The sequence below is a fragment of the Helicobacter sp. genome (assembly GCF_017502485.1).
In the GTDB taxonomy this organism is placed as follows: domain Bacteria; phylum Campylobacterota; class Campylobacteria; order Campylobacterales; family Helicobacteraceae; genus Helicobacter_B.
Genome location: NZ_JAFVUX010000023.1, coordinates 13787 through 32366, shown reverse-complemented (window position 1 = coordinate 32366; position 18580 = coordinate 13787). Strand labels below are relative to the sequence as shown.

Sequence of the window (18580 nt, the reverse complement as noted above, 5' to 3'; positions counted from 1 at the left end):
GGATTAGAGCTTTTTCACCTGCCAACAGCCTCTTTTATACACAAGATAAAACACCAAAGCGCGGATATAAGTCTCTATAAAAATCATCACAAATACCCACCACACAGGCAGTCCAAGTTCAATACCTAGCCACATCGGTGCGATACGCATACACCAAATGCTAAGAGCATTGATCAATAAGCTAAGATTTGTGATCCCAGCACCTCGTAGCACACCATCAAGCACAAATATCACCACCAAAGGCACTTGCGAGAATCCAACCGCTAGCAAATACCACACAGCAATTTTTACCACCGCTTCATCTCGATAAAAAATCTCACTCAAAGGAGTCGCAAACACCGCCATAAGCACGCCAAGCACACCCATAACCACGCACGAAATCTGCAAGATGGTCTTATGCAAATCTTTTGCTACTTCTATGCGATTTGCTCCAAGATTCTGTCCTGTCAAAGCCATAGTCGCAACCATAAAGCCAAACCCGGGCATAAAGGCAAACGCCTCTATACGCGCGCCAATTTGACTACCTGCTACTACCAAATCCCCAAAGCCTGCAATAAACTTTGTCGTAAGCACAAAAGACCCAAGTGTCAATAATCGCTCAACCCCAGCAGGTATACCCACAGACAGCCCCACGCGCACATACTCTCCTACAAGCACAGGCTTTTTAGCGGAGAAAAACTGCCCCCTCTTCCACACAAGCAGCGCGAAAATCATAAGCTCTAACACACTTGTAAGCACGCTAGCAAGTGCTGCGCCCACGATATCAAGCCCAGCCCAAAAAATCAGCGCGATATTTGCCAGCAAGCAAAATATCGTAGTAGCAAGGCGCACAAGAAACACACTAAACGTATCGCCGATGGCTGCAAAAGCGGAGATGATGATGTTTTTTAGCAGCATTGTAGGAAGTGTCCAAACCACGATATACAAAAACTTCGCCGTAAGCGCGCTAGAATTCTTCCCTATATCCATCCATGTGATAAATGGCATAACCAGCGCACTAGCAAACCCCAAAAGTGGTAATGCACACACAAGACATAGGACAATGAGCGTGCTAAATGCTCTCTTTGCCGCTATCTCATCGCGCGCTCCATAAAACCTAGAGATCTGCGCATTTGTGCCGATATAAAACACCGCATTGATAGCAAAAAACAGCATCACAAACTGCGTACTCACTGATAATGCCACAAGATATTCTTCGCCAAATTTGCCCATAAAAAACATACCAAGAGCTAGCATTATAATATCAAGCAAGGAGTTCGCGCCAGAGGGTACTGCTATACGGAGAATCTTGCGCGTTTTTTGTGCATAAGTGTAGGACATACTCTACCTTAAAATCTTTTAGCAATCATACTTTAATAAAGCTAAATTCTAGCACTACTGGTCCTATCCGTAAGCCACACCTAAAACAACACTAGAATCTAAAAGCTAGATTCTAGCCCAGAGAAGTCCGCAAGTCATATCGCACTATGTACCTTGGGATTTAGAGATAGCAGATGAAGGCTATAAAGTGTCTAAGTTTGATGGCTCTGGTAACACGCCTACCTTCAAATCACCCAAACACCTTTTTTACAAAGCCTTTGTCAATGCAAGTGATGAGATAGCCTATACCCTTTACCACTCTTTATAGATAAGCTTATCCACAATGACCTTGCACCAGCGATGCATATCTAGGCTAGTATCACGCTTGATAGCCCCTACTCTGCTACAAGCCGATATTCCAGTGATTTTCCCAAGCTTTGCACCCTAAGAGCTAGCTAAACATTGCCAAAATCGGCTACAATGCACACTTCCAAAGCGCTCAATCAAGGACTATAATGATGATAACTAGCATAAAGCCTAGCACGCTTACTGAGCTTTTAGAGCAAACTCCCTTGCATAGCAATATCCTACTTTGTGTCAGTGGCTCTATTGCTGCATATAAAGCTCTCGAGCTAGCAAGTATGCTTAAAAAACTTGGCGCACAAGTCGCAGTGGTGATGAGTCAAAGCGCGCAAAAATTCATCACACCCCTAAGCTTTGAGGCAATCACGCACAATAAAGTCCTATATGAGCATAGCGAAGAGTGGAGCACTATGGATACAAGTGTGCAGAAGCTAGATTCTAGCTCTAGCAAGGCAAATTGCCCGCAATCTTGCAACCACATAGCCTATGCCAAATGGGCGGATTTATGTATCCTAGCTCCTGCTACTGCTAGCTCGATCGCCAAACTAGCACATGGCATAGCGGATAATCTTCTCACCCAAACGCTGCTTGCCACAAACGCGCCTATTTTATGTGCCCCAGCGATGAATACCGCTATGCTAGAATCTAAGCAGACACAAGCCAATCTTGCCATTCTTACAGCAATGGGCATACAAATCATAGAGCCAAAAAGTGGGCTACTAGCGTGCAACACACAAGGCGCAGGCGCGCTAGCAGATATTGATGAGCTAATATTTGCCCTGCTTAAAGCAAGCAAGATAGATCAATTTTGGCTTGATAGAGAGGTATATATCACAGGTGGGGGTGCTAGTGCTATGCTTGATCCTGTGCGCGCGATCACCAACCACTCTAGTGGCTTGCAAGCCAGTGCGTTAGCTATCGCGCTCTACACTCTTGGCGCGCGCGTTAAGCTCATTAGCAGTAGCTTCCCCACTCCACTGCCTAGAACCATAGAAGTAGAGCAAGTGCGTAGCAACGATGACTACAAGCAAGCACTTTTACGCCATAACAAGCAGCGCAAAAAGGCGCATAGCAAGCAGCGTGCTATTCTTTTTATGGCAGCAGCTCTAGCAGACTTCGCGCCAAAATCTAAAGCCACTAGCAAGATCAAAAAGTCTAAAACCACGCAGCTACACATCACCCTAGAGCCTACTCAAGATATCTTAGCAAGCTTAGATTCTAGCGACTTTGTCAAAGTGGGCTTTAAGGCTGAAGACTCGCTTGAAGTGGGGCTTAGTAATGCTAGGACTATGCTCTTGCCCCGTGAAAATGGTGGCAAAGATTGTGAGATCGTATGCCTAAACACGCTAGATTCTACCCCCTTTGGCACAAGCTACAATGCCTTCACCTTGCTTAATCGCCAAAGCCTGCAAGACTCTAGCACACACGCTCTCCCCCATAGCACCAAGCTTGCTCTAAGCTATGAGATCGCTAGCTTCATCAAAGCTAGCTTAGAATCCATATAGCCTATGCTTAACAAACTTAGCCAAATCGACAAGCTAGCAAGCCCCAAGCTAGTCTCTGCGCCAGAATCTAAACACACAAAGCACTTCAACTCCAATCTTCCCATCTTGCTAAAAGTCCTAGCCAAATCGCAAGGCAACTCCTATCTCCTAAAGCTTGGAAACACTACTTTGCAAACCACCTCGCACACCAAGCTTGAAGTGGGCAAAAGCTATTGGGCAAATATGCAAAGCAACCACGCGGGGCAGATTGTGATAAGCAAGCTTGTAAAAAAGCCAGACATCGATGAGCTAGTGAAAAATATGCCCTTAAAGCTTAGTGCTCAGGATCTAAGCCTGCTTGCCACAAATCCCAAGGCATTTACCCATGAGCTTAAAGACTTTCTACTATCCCAGCTTGCCAATGCAGCACATAAAGAGGATTTTAGAGAGCTTGCATTCCTAACACTCTCGCTTGCGCAAGGCGTTTTATCGCTTGTAGTAAGTGAGGATGGTAAGGATCAACTCTTGCAGCTAGCACCCAAAAAATCACGCGATGCACTGGAGTTTTATGCGATTTTCCCACAACTTGGACCAATTAGTGGATCCATTTGGCAAGAGCCCTCCCCCAAAGATACGAAAAATGGAGTGAAGCTTTGTGCGCAGCTTGCTGTGATGAATGAGCGCGTGCAAGAAATTTTGCAAGAGCATAGTGATGAGCTAGGGCTTGATAGTGTGCAAATCTCTAGCACAAATACACCTAAGGAGCTGTTTTCTCTCTCTTCACTCTGTCTGTTAGATGTGCGCACATAGGTTGAGTTTTGGCTATTACTAGGCAATTCAGCTTTGAGTGATCATACGCCTGATTGCTTGATTTTTAAGATAGTCATTACCACTTAAGGTAACTCCTATCCTAAAAATCAAGCAAAGCAAGCGAAGCAACACTGCAATTCTTAGAATCGTGCAAGTAAAACCACTCCACTAGAATCTAAGCAAAGCCCACAAGCGGCATTCTAATAAGTCTTACACATCTCTTCTTCTAGCTTGCATTTATTGGCATTTATATCAAAATAATCTGTATAAAACATTGTTGCACTTGCCTCTAAATGCGTTTGTATAAAGCTCTTTTCATTACTTGAAAATGCCATTATGCACCCACCTTGGGCGATGTATTCTCGTGCGAGCTTTAGCTTGGTGGGATCTTTTAGCATGCTTGTGTGCGTGGCTACCATAGGGATTTTGAGTGATTTTGCTAGGGCGATGTCACTGGTGGAGAGCATTGGGAGTAAGCCTAGTCTTTTTGCTTTGTAATAATCACGCAAGGAAAATACTTCAACAAGAATCCTATCAATAAAAGGTAGCTGAGAGGTAATCGCGCTAAAGTCATTTAGTTTATCTGTTACTAGATAGATTCTAGGATTTGCTAAGAAAATTTCTGCAATAGATTCTGCGACAAGTGGGGTGAAGTGATTATGGATCTTACTTGATAGAATCTGCTCTTTGCTTGGAGGAGAGTCTTTAGGCAAACTCCCACCTGTAATGCTAGAGAAATGCTCATAGTCATGCGCACCAAATATCCCCCCACTAGAATCTAGCATTAGATCAAGCTCGATAAAAGAAAAGCCCTCTGCTATGCTTTGTAGCAGGGCTTCTTTGGAGTTTGTATAGGTAAAGGGCTTGCCATTTTCTATGATCGCGCCACCTGCGTGGGCAATGAAATGTCGATTAGGGAGTGGGCTAAAGTTTTTAGCTTGCGCGTTAAAGGGACATTGCTCATTTTTGGCTTGCAAATATAGCGCATAGGGTGTGTAGCCCTTTAGCTCTTTAATAGGAATGCTGTCCATATACAAGCTCAAGCAAACAACCCCAAGAGTCAAGAAGCTTAGCCTTGCTACTACACGCTTTGTCATCACTACTCCTTTGGTGCTAGATACGAATGCTTAAAGGTAGGCTTGCGCCCCACTTCCCAAAAGCTATCATACATACGATTTTTTTGCGAGATTTGGGCATCTAGCTCATCTTGACTAAAGGTAGATTCTAGTAGGGTCTGCCCATACAAAGGATTGCGCCCTAGCCCAAAACCCCCTACCTTAATCCCCACAGAATCTAGTAGCAATGGTGCTATGTCAAAGTGGCTAAGCGTGCGGAATTTGATAGATTCTATGGTATAGGGAGCGGTGAATTTGGGATTGATAAAGAGATCAAACACATAGCGATTGACATTAGATGGGAAAAACTCTCCAGCTTTCATTGAGAGGTGATCACCTAGCACCACTATGCTAAGAGAATCCCCATAGATACTTTGTGCGCGCTTGATAAAATCTGCCATAAGCCTATCTGTGCAAGTAAATGCACCTTTATAATCACGCTCTATATCGTTGCAAGCGTGGCTATCGACAAAGCCATCTGGGTGGTGGGTATCAATGGTAGAGACATAGAGTGCAAAGGGCTCTTTAAGCGTGGGGAGCATATCAAGTGCTAGCTCAAAAAGCTTAGAGTCCTTTAAACCCCAAAACCCCTGTAAATCTGCACCCAAATGCACTGGGAGCACACCTTGTGCTTGGAAGTATGGCAAGTCCATCACAGCAATGGAGTGTGATTGGAGAAAATACTTCATACCAGCAAAGCTAGAATCTAGCCCAGATACATACGCTTGATTATAGCCGCGATTGGCTAGTACATCGCTTACACATAATGCAGAGTCTAAAAAGTATTTGTTGCTAAAGGAGTTGCCCCCAATTGGCATAGCTAGCGGTATGCCACATAGATGGGCGATGGTGCCAGCCATAGTCCAGCCTGTGCCAGCTACTTGCACAAGTCCGCCTATGAAACGCGTAGGGCTAAAGTTTATGTGCGTTTGGGCTAGGGAGCTTAGATTTGGGATTAGCTCACCAAAGGGTGCTTGAGCTTGTAGGATTGTGGAGCTAGAATTATGGCTTTTGGATTCTAGCTCTATTTGCTCGCAGTAGGATTTGGGCTTTTCACTCTCTGCTTGGGATTCTAGGCTTGTAGATGAGAAGGGCTTGCTTTGCGAATGCTCACAAGGGCGCATACTCGGCGTATGTAACTGCGACGAGTATGAAGCAATCAAGCCTTTATCGCTACAAGCCGAATCCTTACAGGATTCCCCCCCCCCCCCCCGTTACTAAAGGTAGATTCTAATGACTCCGCCAAAATAACAATCAAATTTTGCGCTTTGCTAGATTCTAGGCTAGAATCTAGCATCGGCAAGTAGTAGTGCTTTTCATACAAGCTACTCCACTCCTGCGCACCCTTAGCAAAATAGGCTGTAATGTGGAATTTGTTATTAACCACATTAGCAGCAAGCATAAGCACTGCGCACGCCAAAAGCCCTTGTGCTACAAGCCCAAAGGAGGGTTGCCAGCCATATCGCGCCACACACTCCCTATATACCCTAAGTCCATAGACACTTGCCACACTTGCTAAAACAGCAGGCAGCAATACACGCTTAGTAAAAGTCAGCAGTACCGCACCCAAGCTACCAAAGCTCGACTCTTTTGCCAGTGCAAATAGCACAAACCCCACAAAGCCACCCATAGCCCCAAGCACAAATCCCAGCCTAGCTTCTTTATATGCGCGTAAAAACTGCACAAAACTAGGTGCAAGCACACAGCCTAATGCAAGAGCCACACTAGGAATTGCAACAGTCTTAATAAAATAGCGCGCGATTGAAGAATCTGTATCAAGTATCGGAAATCGCAAGTGGAAGAGAATCTGCTCAAAGGAGACGATCTCAAAGTTTTGCTTCAACCACCACGAGCCAAGCAACAAGAAAAACCCAAGCGCATAGATCGCAAAAATCGCGCCATATCCTAAATATTGCCTTAGACTCATCACGCACTCCTACTGCTCTACACGCACTGCAAGTGCGCTTGTCTTAGCGAAAAACTCGCCATTATACATAGCTTCCGCTAAGGCTGGACTTAAGATATACTCCCCAGCAAGCGTGGCAATACATTTGATAAAGACTTGGCGTGTGTTGTGTGTAGATGCACTGGAGCCATAATCTAGCCAATCATCAAAGAAAAACGACACCCTATCACGCCCTATATCCATATAGCTTGCGCGAGAGTTTGCCTGCATAAAGGCACGATCAGGGCTAGCTTGTGAGTCTTGCTCATCATCAGTAATGCGTGTGTTTTGGATCTCCCAGCCAGATGGGATAATTTGCGTGAGAGCTAGATTGCGCACAGACTTTGCGCCAAGGTTGCTAAGCCTTAATGCGATATAAAACTCATCGCCTTTTTTAAGCATAGCGGGGTCAATACTTACGCGTATGCCATTATCATCGATTTTGAAAAACTCCCTTTGTAAAACTAGATTCTGTGAGCTAGCTGGGATCGCAAGCGGACTAGCACTAGGCACGCCGGTGCTTGCCAAAGAGACATAGAGTGTGTCTAGGGCTTGCAAGCTCTCTTTGCCCTCTCCTAGCTTGAAGGTCGTAGGCTTAGTGATACTATGCTCCTTGCCATTTAGGATAAAGCGCACCGCCTTAGAGTCGCTAGAATCTAGCGTGCTTAGAGCAAGCAAGCTTGTAGCAATATCCTGCGTGCCAAGCCACTGCTCATCTTGAAGAGTTTTAGCTAGGGAGTTTAGCAGGGCTAAATGTGGCTTCTCATCAATGATGGATAAAAAATATGCGCTTAAAGCCTGATTGCTTAACGCACTTCCATAGTAATAATAGCCACCAAACACGCGATCCAAATCATCGTCATTTTTACGATAGTGGCTTGCTTCAAGCAAATTAGCTGGGAGCTTGGCGCGGATTTCTTTGCTAATGCTATCTAGCCCACTAAGCTTATAGCTAGCAGCTAAAGCTAGCTTCTCTCGCACAGAGAGCTGCGTAAAGCTATGAGTATAGACTTGGTTCATCGCAGAAATATTTGGCGTGCCACCTAGTGCTAGAACAAAGAGTGGCAAAGTCTTAATCGGATCAAGCTTGCTTGGTGCTTGCACGCGCCTTGTGGCATAGTGTGCGTAGGATTTTAGGCTAGATTCTGGCACTTCATAGCCCTTAGCTTTTGCGATAGTAAGGAAAAGCGCGGCATAATCACTGCCAAAGGCATTGTCCTCTTTAGAATCTATCCAATACCCAAAGCCCCCGCTACTATGCTGGAATTTGACAATGCGGTTTATGGACTTTTGCACCTTAATGCGTTTGCTTTCTTCACTCTCAAATCGTGTGCCATTAAAGCCGAGTAGTAGCGGCATAGTCGCAGAGGTACTTTGCTCAATGCAGCCATAAATGTATGAGAGTAGATACTCGACTTTATCTTCATAGGAGAAAAGTAGCGTAGGTGAGATTGTAAGCTTACGCACAAGAGATTCTGGCACATAAGCTGTGCTTGGCTTAAACTCCTTGAGCTCTTTAGCCTGCAAGCTAAAGAGCTCTTCTTGCGTCTGTGCTGGAGTGGGTGTGGTGGTGCGTAGGATATAGCGGTTGCTTTGGGTGATTTGCTTCTGGCTTATCTTGCTTGAGTTACTAGCATCTACTTGCACTTTGCTTGTGATTGTAACTTCTACTTCTCCTAGCTTTTTAGGACTTATGGCAAAGTATTGCATAAAGCGCGTGCGCTTGTCATTCATACTAGATTCTAGCTTTTTGATTTCTACTTCACCGCTAGATTCTATCTCCACACTCTGCAGTGCCACGCCATCTTGGGCGATCACCTCAACGGGTGCTATAATGGTGTCATTGAGCTTAATTTCATCAGGGATATTGGAGTAGAGATTGGCAGCTTGGGCGATTTGGATGCTAGATTCTGCACTACCTACACTACTTTGATCACTTGCTACAAGCATTATGCGCGCACTACCCACATAGTTTGGTAGCTGGTATTCTATGTTTGCTTTGCCGCTCTCATCACTTAGCCCACTTGTGAAATATATGAGATTTTCTTTACGCCTTTTGCTAAAGTTGGCAGCTTGAGTTAGAGCCTCTTCATCACCGCCAATTAGCACGCTTTGATGTACGATACCAAAGAGCCTTGCCATAAACTCATCAAAATTATCATAGTGCATAATGCCATAGTTGAGTTTTGTATAGAGCTTCATAGGATCTGGCGTGCGGAAATTAATGATATTTAAGATCCCCTCATCAACGATTGCAAGCGTGTAAGCCATTTTGCGCTTGTTTGGATTGGCGATTTGTATATGAAGCTTTGAACCGGGCTTAATAGATTCTGGGACTTTGAGCTCTGGGGCAAGCTTAAGGCTAGGGTCTTGCACGGGGATACTAATGACCCCAAAGCTTCGCTTAATGGCTGCATGCTTGTTATCCGCGCTAGATTCTAGCTTACTAGAATCTAGGGATCCATCTTTTGCCACAAGAGTTACGCTCACATCGATATTGGGGGCATATTTAGTAATGATAGGGATCGCATAGCTCATCTTAGGCGTATTGATTGCTACAAGCTCGCTGCTAAAAATCAAATCCCCTTGACTTAGCGTAATAAGCGCATAGCTAAAGCCTTTGGCATTAAAATGTATCTGCGCACTCTCCCCTATATCATAATGCGACTTATCAAGCTCTAAAGGTAGCTGCATAGGATTTGCCTTAATGGCAGCATCGCCATACATATCTGCCACAAGCCACACGACCTTAGGAGCACTTACCCCATCATCTAGCTCGATAAACACAGAGTCATAATCTTCTACCAAAGAGCGTAAATCTTCTTCTAGCGTGATAGGCTTAGTAGCAGAAGTAATGCTACCTTCTTGAATAAGCGTGGTGTTTATATCGCTTTTAATTTTGGCGTTAAAGCGCTCTTGCACATCATAGTCAAACCACCAATAACGATTGTTGCGGTAGATTTTATAGTGGATTGTTCTATTAGCTATGGGGGTGTCTTTTAGCGGATCTAGCACGATTATAGGTAGCGACAAGGGCTGGCTTAGATCCACATAGTGCGGGATCTCACCCACACCTATCACGCTACTAGAGCCAAAATACTGCACCTCCACGCCTCTAGCCACAGGGCGTCCAGTAGCTTCAAACACTTGAGCCTTGATCCCTACGCGTAGATTCTGTGAGCTAGCAAGATCGCTAAGTGGGAGTGAGAGATTTGCTTTACCAATCTCATCTAAAGTGCCTTGCAGAGTTTTGTCATAGCTAGATTGCGTGCTTGGTAGCGCGAAGTCAAAGCTTGGGTAGGCTTTTGATTTGTATTGCAGTGGTGTGGCTTGGAGATTGACCCGATAGGCCAGCCCTGAAGACTTCGCGCCCGTAAGATAGCTACTCTCTAGGTAAAAGGCTAGGCTGTCTTTGTCCTTTGTGATACTCTTTGGCGCATCAAGATCGACACGGATTTTATTAGGCGTGATGTGTTCAACTTGGAAACTCCTACTAAAGCTCTCACTCCCTATACTCCAAATTGCACGATACCCACCTGTAAGCGCATTGATATCTGTGCTAAATGTATAGCTATATAGCCCATAGCCCGTGGGCTGCACGGCAACATTGTTAAGGATCTTGCTACCACGAGGGTTGATGATGGTGAGCAAAATGGGGGCATCCTGTATCCGCTCATCACGCACTAGGGCATTAAGCTGGATAGACTCTCCCGGATTTGCCAGCCCCCTATCTGTGTAGGTGAAAACCTTGCGCTTCCTGCTCTGTGCGCCGCTTGTATCCACACCATCATAAAAGCGTCTATCATAGCGCAAAGGGATATAAGATTTATCTCCCTTAGATTCTGCGATGATATAAGCTGGGTGCAGGGCGTATTCACTTGATGGCTCATTATCTTTATCTTTGATGGTTTTACCCCCTAGTGCGCTAGATTTGTAGGTACTAAGTGTGGCAAAGCCTCTAGAATCCGTCATTTTAGAGTCTATCACGCGATAGGTGCTTGAAAGCAAAGAGAGCTTGACACTAGAGAGTGGCTCACTAGAGCTAAAGTCAAAGGCGTAGGCATTGATCTTCTCTCCATCTTGCTCGGCGATTATAGCGATATTTGAGATGATAAGCAGCTTACTAGGGCTTTGTGCATGGGTGTGCCACTCATCCTCATCATCACTCTCTCCATGTGGATACACAAGATCGCTACGCTTTGTTTTAAAGGCTAGCACATACGCGCCTTTGCCCACATCTTGGCTAAGGAGTTGCTGCAAATCAAGTGCGCTTTGGGTTTGATCTTTACTAATATCAAAGCTAATCTCCTGCTCCAAAAGCTTATCGCCATAACTCTCAAGTGAATGCGAATTGCTCAAGGCATTGACTAGGTTTTCATCAGGGATTTTGTAGATACTAAGCGTACTTTTTCTAACGCCTGTGCTAAGCACGCCGATTTTTACACTGCCATCGTGGCTCATCATCGTGCCTGCTTGGGCAAACTTCAGCACTGGGTGCAGGGCTGGGAAACTTATACTTGTATCTTGCTCATCTATTGGGTGGCTATATGCGATGCTATATTGCTCATTTGGCGCAAACTCCCCTGTGATGATAAGCCTGCTGCCTTGCACTAGCACTTTATCAATCATATCTCTACTGGCTACATCTAGCACTTTTACGCTATTTCGCGCCTTTTGTGAATCTAGGTGCAAGTCTTTATCAAGGTAGATTTCTAGCGTCTTTTGCCTACTATAAGTCTTTACGCCAAGCACTTTAGCACTACTACTAGAATCTAGAGTGATTGTTTTGCTAAAGTCCTTTGTCACTTGGATTTCATACTTTTTTGACTCTTTTGGCACACTAAAGCGCAAACTCCACTCGTGCGGACTTTGTGCGATAAGCTCTGCTAGACTTTCAGCAGGAGTAGAGTCAATGCTAATTCGCTCTAAAAGTGTCTTAGAATCTAGTGCGAGATTGGTCAAAATCGGCAGCGTAATCTCTATACTAGAATCTTGCGCCACAAAGGTTGGATACCCAAAACGCGCTATAAGCGTATCTGCTTGCGTGCTTCTTTTACCACTAGGTGCGAAGATAGCAAAAGCCACAAGCGCCACAAGCACACAAACTAGAGCTATGATCAGCGGCTTTTTACGCGCAAGAATACCTGCTACACCCTTAGATTCTGGGTTTTGGGAGTTAGATTCTAACATTGCATCTCCTTAAAGATTTGGTGTTTAGGCTACTCTTTGCTTAAGGTGTGTATTATAGCAATAGTATATTGTATATGTCCTGTTTTACCATACTTATACCCTAAGGCACTGCTATGCTAAAGCCCCCAAATATCTCTGCAAAACGCTTAAGACTATGGAGTGTGGCGGGGCTTTGCGTGGTATTTGTGAGTTTATTGTGGGTGCTTAGTGATACAAGCAAACTTACCTTTGAGCAAGAGTCTTTAGTAAGCTTTGATAGAGATGATGAGCTACTAAGCTTTTTTGTCAATGAGCAAGATAATTTCAAAGTCAGTATTAATACTGACAAAACCCCACTACCAGAACTTGTGCAAAACCTTGTCATACTCTATGAAGATCAGCGATTTTACCAACACTATGGGGTAGATTTGCTAGCACTTATGCGCACGATTTGGGTCAATCTCACCCTCCAAAAACGCCACGGAGCTAGCACTATCACTATGCAAGTAGCAAAGCTTGGCAGTAGAGATAAGCGCACCTTGTGGAATAAATTTACCCAAACACTCCAAGCTCTGCGCCTAGAATCTAACACAAGCAAGCAAGAAATCTTGCGTATGTATCTTGACAATACACCCTATGGTAGCAATATTGTGGGCATAAAGAGTGCTGCCCTACTTTACTTCCACCGCCAACTAGAGAGCCTAACCCCAGCCCAAGCCGCCTTGCTCGCTGTGCTACCAAACACGCCCAACCTACTTTTTACCAATCCGCAAAAGCTCCTACAAAAGCGTGATATGCTGCTAAAAAGAGCGTTAGATTCTAGGCTTATTAGCGAGATGGACTACAAACTAGCCCTGCTAGAGCCAGCCCCCACCTTACAAAAGTCAAACTCCATAGCCCCACACTTAACTCACTACCTAGCCAAGCACTCAAGCCAAAGAGTCTTTCACACCACACTTAGCAAACCACTCCAGCTACACCTAGAATCTATACTGAAAGACTACGCCCAAATCACACAAGATAAAGGCGTGGCAAATCTCTCCTGCCTTGTGCTAGAGGCAAAAAGTGGCGATGTCTTAGGCTATGTCGGCTCGCAAGATTTTTATGATCTAGCACAGCTTGGGCAAGTTGATGGTGTGCAAGCAAAGCGCAATGTCGGCTCAACGCTTAAGCCATTTCTCTACGCACTAGCCCTAGATTCTGGGCTTATAATCCCCCAAACCAAACTCAAAGACACCAATCAATTCTACGGCAATTTCAATCCCCACAACAACTCACGCCAATTCTATGGGCAAGCAAGCGCACTATGGGCATTGCGCAACTCGCTTAATGCACCCTTTGTCGCGCTGCTACAAGAGTATGGTGTGCAGGAGTTTTTTTACTTTTTGCGCGAAAATGCGCCCTTTAGCGACCGAGATTACGCTAAATATGGGCTTTCTCTAATACTTGGGACAAAGGAGCTTAGTCTCTACCAGCTTGCCACGCTCTACCTAGGGCTTAGGCGGGGCGGAGAGTTTATCACGCCAAATCTTTTAAACCAAGACATAAGAGAGCGGATACAAGCACACAAAACACCTCAAAAAGATCTCACACAAGATTATATCCACACATCAGCCAAAGCTGGAGTCTCCCAAGCAAGCACGCATTTAACCCTAGAAGCCCTACTTAATCTACCCGTAAATGCTAGAAGCTCTGTTTTTGCACATAAAGTAGCGTGGAAGAGCGGAACAAGTTATGGCAATGTCGATAGCTGGGCGATTGGCGTGAGTGATGAGTTTGTCGTGGCGGTGTGGGGCGGAAATTTCAATGCAAAAGCTAGCACCAATCTCACAGGCAGAGAAATCGCCGGGGTGGCTATGTTTGATATTTTTGAGCTTTTAGGTGGCAATAATGCGCGCGAGTTTAAGGAGTGGAGACAAGTGGGCAAGTGGGCAAATGCACCTAGATTCCGCCAAGTGCGTATCGATAGCGATGGCTACCGCACTTTAGAGAAAAATGCCAAGCTTGCTACTATGCCTTACTACGCTAAGCCCTTACGCACAAAAGAGCAGCTAAGCAAAGATAGCTCTATTATCATCTACCCTACCCAAGATCTGCGCTTCTCGCGCCTATCTCCTAGCGATGATAGCATTGTAGCACTAGTGCAAAGCAAAGAGCTATCCTACTTTTTTTTAAACAACGAGTTTATCGGCACAAGCCAGATCGGGCGGCTAAAAATCTCTCCCAAAATTGGCACAAACACGCTCTATGTCATCACGCAGCAAGGCGAACATTCTAGCGTGCGCTTTGAAATGCTAAAATGATAAATATATAGTATAATCACTGCTTTTTACAAGGATTTAACTATGCAACTTTATTGTATTAAACGCTTAGGGGGGGGGGCAGCATAGAGTAGAAGGCAAACAGCATAGCCCCACTAGCTCTCCTAGTAGTTCCTATCATTACAACAGCCCTAGCCAATACCTAGGATCTAACCACACACAAGAGCTAGAATCTAAAAAGCTAGATTCTAGCGTGGATTGCCACGCTACCACTGGCACAAATGACAGAAAATTAAATCCCGCAAACACAACAATCCCAAACGAGCTAGCAAAGGATTCTAGAATCTTTACCCAAAACGCAAAGATTCCAAACGACTCGCAGGCACAATTAAAGCTAGATTCTAGTAAAAGCCAAGTGCCAAATATGACACCCAAGCCAACACCGCTCATCTGCATCCCCACCTACAATGAAGTCTCCAACATCTCTCCACTTTTGCGCGAGATTTTTTACCTTTATCCCAAAATACATATCCTAATCATCGATGACAACTCCACTGATGGCACGCAAGAAATCCTAGCTTCACTCTCCCCCATCTACCCCAACCTCCATATCTTAAAGCGCACGGGCAAACTAGGGCTAGCAAGCGCGTATATCGATGGCTTTTCTTGGGGATTAAAGCGTGGCTTCTCGCACTTTATCCAAATGGATGCCGACTTTTCTCACCACCCCCGCTACCTAAGCCAAACCCTACACAATCTTTCCTGCTTTGATGTCATTATAAATTCGCGCAATATTATTGGTGGTGGCGTTGTGGGCTGGGGAATTTCGCGCAAGATTCTCTCGCGCTTTGGCTCTTTGTATGCTAGATTCTGGCTTGGGGCTAGGGTTATGGACTTTACCGGAGGCTTTAATGCCTACTCTACACGCGCGCTACGCGCGATCAATCTCCATAGCATAAAATCTAGTGGCTACTGCTTCCAAATTGAGATGAAATACCGCGCCTACAAAGCTAGACTAAGAATTCTTGAGCTACCTATAATCTTTGAAGATCGCATAGCTGGTAAGTCTAAAATGAGCAAAACAATCGTACTAGAAGCCCTGTGGCGCACGCCATTTTTACGCTTGCAAGCTATCAAAATTTCTTCCAAAAAGGTGCGCGAGTGAGAGGGCTTATCAGCTTTAGCTTTGTTGGTGTACTGGGAGTTTTAAGCAATCTTGCGTGCTTTTATGTGCTTGATTTTTTCAATGTGTGGTATTTGCTCAATGCCTGCTTGTGCTTTGCCCTAGCAGTTAGCCAAAACTATATACTAAATGCAACTTTTACTTTCAAGCATAGCTTAAAATGGCGCGCATATTTGGGCTATGTGGGGGCAAATCTCTTTGGACTTTGTGTTAATCTCTCTATCCTAGCTCTGTGCCAAAAGCTCTTACTAGAGCCCTGTTTAGAGCTGCTTGCATCTATATTTTTAGAGCTAGATTCTAGTGTGCTTAGGCGCGGAGTGTTTATGTGCCTCCAAGCCTTTTGCATTATCTGTGCATTTATTAGCAACTTTCTCTTTGCCAAACTTCTCATCTATAAGGAACATCAATGCGACTAACTCCACAAGCCTACTTTGTTATCTGCCTAGTCATCGCTGTTGCTATGATTGTGCTTAAGCCAATCTATACCAAAAGCTATGCCGATGTGCCAAATGCTTTCGCCCCTACGCATATCACCATCGCTACTACAAGCCCTTGTGAAGCCTACAAACTTAGTGCTAGCACCAATAAAATCGCGCTAGATTATGGCAAAGTGCAAGAGCCATTTAGATTCTACACTTTAGATTCTAGTGCGCATATCTGCGCCCTAGCTAGGAATGTTATCACTGCGCCACTCACTAGCCTAAAGCTTAGCGCGAATGTAAGCGATATGGAGAGGATAGAGTTTATCGCTATCACTATGGGGAGTGAGAGTTTTTATGTTAATAGGGAGTCGATAGATTCGGTCTTGGGTAATCATAGCGGCGATTTTGTGGATTTTAGGACAACTGCAGACCGCCCGTCTAGCTCTACCCCAAAATCCACAAAAAGCACCACTGACACTACCGCAACTCCTAGAATCTTAGCAGAAAGCCAAGCGCGAAGTGAAAAAGTGGATTCTAGGAATGAAACTCAAATACTAGAATCCAGTCAAACACTCACCATAGATCTATCCAGCTACAAGCTCAATGCCTCTAGCGAGATCATAAATCTCTATGGCTCTACAATATTTGACTCTATTTGGCTTGGATTTTTCTACTATTTTCTTTCGCCGCCATTTTTGCCACTATGGCTTGTGTGTGTGCTAGCGTGGATCGCGCTAAAACCTAGTTGCTCTAGGCAAAATCAAGCAACAAAATATCAAGAGCTTATTACTCTAGGATTGATTCTAGCCCTTGCCTTAATCTTGCGACTTTATCACTATGATAGCTTTAGCTTATGGGGCGATGAGCTCTACTCTGTAGGCGTTGTGGGTTACCCTGATGGAGATTTTGCAAGTGTGTTTAAAGACCCGGGGAATCCACCCTTTTACAACTTCTTGCTAAAGCTATGGCTACACTGCTTTGGCTACACAAGTGGGGCTGCTAGGAGTTTAAGCGTGGTGATTGGGAGCTTGGGGGTAGTAGGGATTTACTTGCTTTTGCGCGATCACGCTTGTGAGAATTTGGATTTGAGTAGTCATAGCAAAACACAAAATCTAAAAATGCCAGCAAATGACTCTAGGGTTTGCGATGAAAAAACAAGGCAAAGCCGCAGTTTATTTAGTAGATCTGAGTCTTCAAGCAATTGGCAAGGGAGTTACCTAGAAGGTAATGACTGCAGGCAATCGCGTAAAACCAAATCCACCAAAAACCCACGATTACTCATACCCACTCTAGGGGCGTTTTTTTATGCCATCTCTTTTGTCGCCATCGGCGCAGCACACGAAGTGCGTGGCTATGTGCTAGAGCTAGCACTGCTACCATTTGTGTTTTACTTTTTGCTACATTTCCTTAAAGCCCCAAAGATCTCAAACACACTAGGCTATGTGCTACTTGGGGCTATGGTGTGCAATACGCACTATTTTGGCGCGGTAATGATCCTAGCTGGCTTTATCGCAAGTGCCGCCCTTACTTGGCGAGCTACAGAGCTTAGCACCGAGCAAAAGCGCAAAAAGCTAATGGCACTACTGCTACTAGATATACTTATCGCTAGCTCTTTAATGCCATTTTTTGCTATCACGGCTTTTTCGCAAGCATTAGGCGATACAAGCTTTAACACTTGGATTCCAGCTCCTTCGCTTAATGGACTACTGCAGTTTCTGCCACAAGCCTTTGGTAGCTCTAGTGGGGCTTTTATCTTTATCGTGCTGTTGTTACTAACTCCTATGCTCAAAAATCGCTTCCTTAACTTCTGTGTAATTATTATAGTCCTTGGAGTACTGCTGCCATTTATCGCTAGCTTTATACGCCCCATTTACTACCCTAAATACGCCATTTATGCTACTTATGCCTTTATGCTAGCACTTTGTGCCACAGCTCTTGTGCTTTTTGCTAGAAAAGTGGCAGGCAAAAATGCTAGCTTTCTCATCGCTCTACTTGTATGCATAGTTAGTATAAGCCTACTTGATCATAGAGTCCAACCTATTGGCGTGGGGGATAATACACGCGCGAAATTCCGTTTCATCACGCTAGATTCCAACAATGAAGCCCATAAAAATCCAGCACAAAAGCCTAGAATTTATATCATTGATTTACATACGGCAATGGCTACAAAGCAGCGGCAGTATGAGATCTATGGATTTAAGCCTAGCGCGGAGTTTTTACGCATAAGTGTGCTAGAGCTAACACAAAGACACTTCCGCAAAGGCGATATACTCTATATTGATAGCTACTTTATCGATAAGCCCACTATGCAAGCAGTCTTAAGCACACTTAGCACAAATGGAGCTAGAATCCAGCCCATTCCCTTTGGGATACAAAAAGAAAGAGATCTAAAGGAGTCCCAAGATTTCATCTATAAAGTCATATTCTAAGTTACAATAAGAAAAGCTTAGAAAAATTTGTGCGTGAAAATATAAGCGGCTTTAGGCAACTTTGCTTAAGATTAATGAGAATCCACTTACACATAAGGAG

Annotated in this window: 12 protein-coding genes; 6 read left to right on the top strand and 6 right to left on the bottom strand. The window is 44.6% G+C overall.

The window, feature by feature from the left end:
• Positions 1-3 precede the first annotated feature (3 nt).
• Positions 4-1320 (bottom strand): MATE family efflux transporter, encoded by a 1317-nt coding sequence (locus IKB69_RS04900; RefSeq protein WP_290946716.1) that lies wholly within the window; start codon positions 1318-1320, stop codon positions 4-6.
• Between the two features lie 494 nt (positions 1321-1814).
• Between IKB69_RS04900 and coaBC the strand changes: the two genes are divergently transcribed.
• Together coaBC and IKB69_RS04890 are read left to right on the top strand one after the other, a co-directional pair.
• Complete coding sequence (coaBC, locus tag IKB69_RS04895) at positions 1815-3167, top strand: bifunctional phosphopantothenoylcysteine decarboxylase/phosphopantothenate--cysteine ligase CoaBC (protein WP_290946714.1); 1353 nt, start codon at positions 1815-1817, stop codon at positions 3165-3167.
• Between the two features lie 3 nt (positions 3168-3170).
• Positions 3171-3956, top strand: a complete 786-nt coding sequence (locus IKB69_RS04890; RefSeq protein WP_290946712.1) for a hypothetical protein — start codon at positions 3171-3173, stop codon at positions 3954-3956.
• A 200-nt stretch (positions 3957-4156) separates the two neighbouring features.
• Here the strand turns inward: IKB69_RS04890 and IKB69_RS04885 are convergent, their stop codons facing one another.
• Genes IKB69_RS04885 through IKB69_RS04870 form a run of 4 tightly spaced genes read right to left on the bottom strand, consistent with a single transcriptional unit; the run spans position 4157 to position 12206 of the window.
• Positions 4157-5053, bottom strand: coding sequence for a hypothetical protein (locus tag IKB69_RS04885; RefSeq protein ID WP_290946710.1), 897 nt, complete (start codon positions 5051-5053; stop codon positions 4157-4159).
• Positions 5054-5055: 2 nt separating this feature from the next.
• Positions 5056-6234 carry a sulfatase-like hydrolase/transferase gene (locus tag IKB69_RS04880; RefSeq protein ID WP_290946707.1) on the bottom strand — a complete coding sequence of 393 codons (1179 nt, stop codon included), beginning with the start codon at positions 6232-6234 and terminating at the stop codon, positions 5056-5058.
• Positions 6231-6998, bottom strand: a complete 768-nt coding sequence (locus IKB69_RS04875) for a hypothetical protein (RefSeq protein ID WP_290946705.1) — start codon at positions 6996-6998, stop codon at positions 6231-6233. The genes IKB69_RS04880 and IKB69_RS04875 overlap by 4 nt, the downstream gene beginning before the upstream one ends.
• A gap of 9 nt (positions 6999-7007) precedes the next feature.
• Positions 7008-12206, bottom strand: a complete 5199-nt coding sequence (locus IKB69_RS04870) for an MG2 domain-containing protein (RefSeq protein ID WP_290946703.1) — start codon at positions 12204-12206, stop codon at positions 7008-7010.
• Between the two features lie 113 nt (positions 12207-12319).
• Between IKB69_RS04870 and pbpC the strand changes: the two genes are divergently transcribed.
• Positions 12320-14488: a penicillin-binding protein 1C gene (pbpC, locus tag IKB69_RS04865; RefSeq protein WP_290946702.1), complete on the top strand. Its 2169-nt coding sequence runs from the start codon at positions 12320-12322 to the stop codon at positions 14486-14488.
• A gap of 138 nt (positions 14489-14626) precedes the next feature.
• Here the strand turns inward: pbpC and IKB69_RS04860 are convergent, their stop codons facing one another.
• Complete coding sequence (locus IKB69_RS04860) at positions 14627-14896, bottom strand: hypothetical protein (protein WP_290946699.1); 270 nt, start codon at positions 14894-14896, stop codon at positions 14627-14629.
• On the opposite strand from IKB69_RS04860, the gene IKB69_RS04855 reads away from it, so the two are divergent.
• Genes IKB69_RS04855 through IKB69_RS04845 form a run of 3 tightly spaced genes read left to right on the top strand, consistent with a single transcriptional unit; the run spans position 14871 to position 18480 of the window.
• On the top strand, positions 14871-15611 hold the full coding sequence (locus IKB69_RS04855; RefSeq protein ID WP_290946696.1) for a polyprenol monophosphomannose synthase: 741 nt from the start codon (positions 14871-14873) through the stop codon (positions 15609-15611). The two genes, IKB69_RS04860 and IKB69_RS04855, sit on opposite strands and share 26 nt — an antisense overlap.
• Positions 15608-16045 (top strand): GtrA family protein, encoded by a 438-nt coding sequence (locus tag IKB69_RS04850; RefSeq protein WP_290946694.1) that lies wholly within the window; start codon positions 15608-15610, stop codon positions 16043-16045. Before IKB69_RS04855 ends, IKB69_RS04850 begins: the two co-directional genes overlap by 4 nt.
• Positions 16036-18480 (top strand): hypothetical protein, encoded by a 2445-nt coding sequence (locus IKB69_RS04845; RefSeq protein WP_290946691.1) that lies wholly within the window; start codon positions 16036-16038, stop codon positions 18478-18480. Before IKB69_RS04850 ends, IKB69_RS04845 begins: the two co-directional genes overlap by 10 nt.
• Positions 18481-18580: the final 100 nt, after the last annotated feature.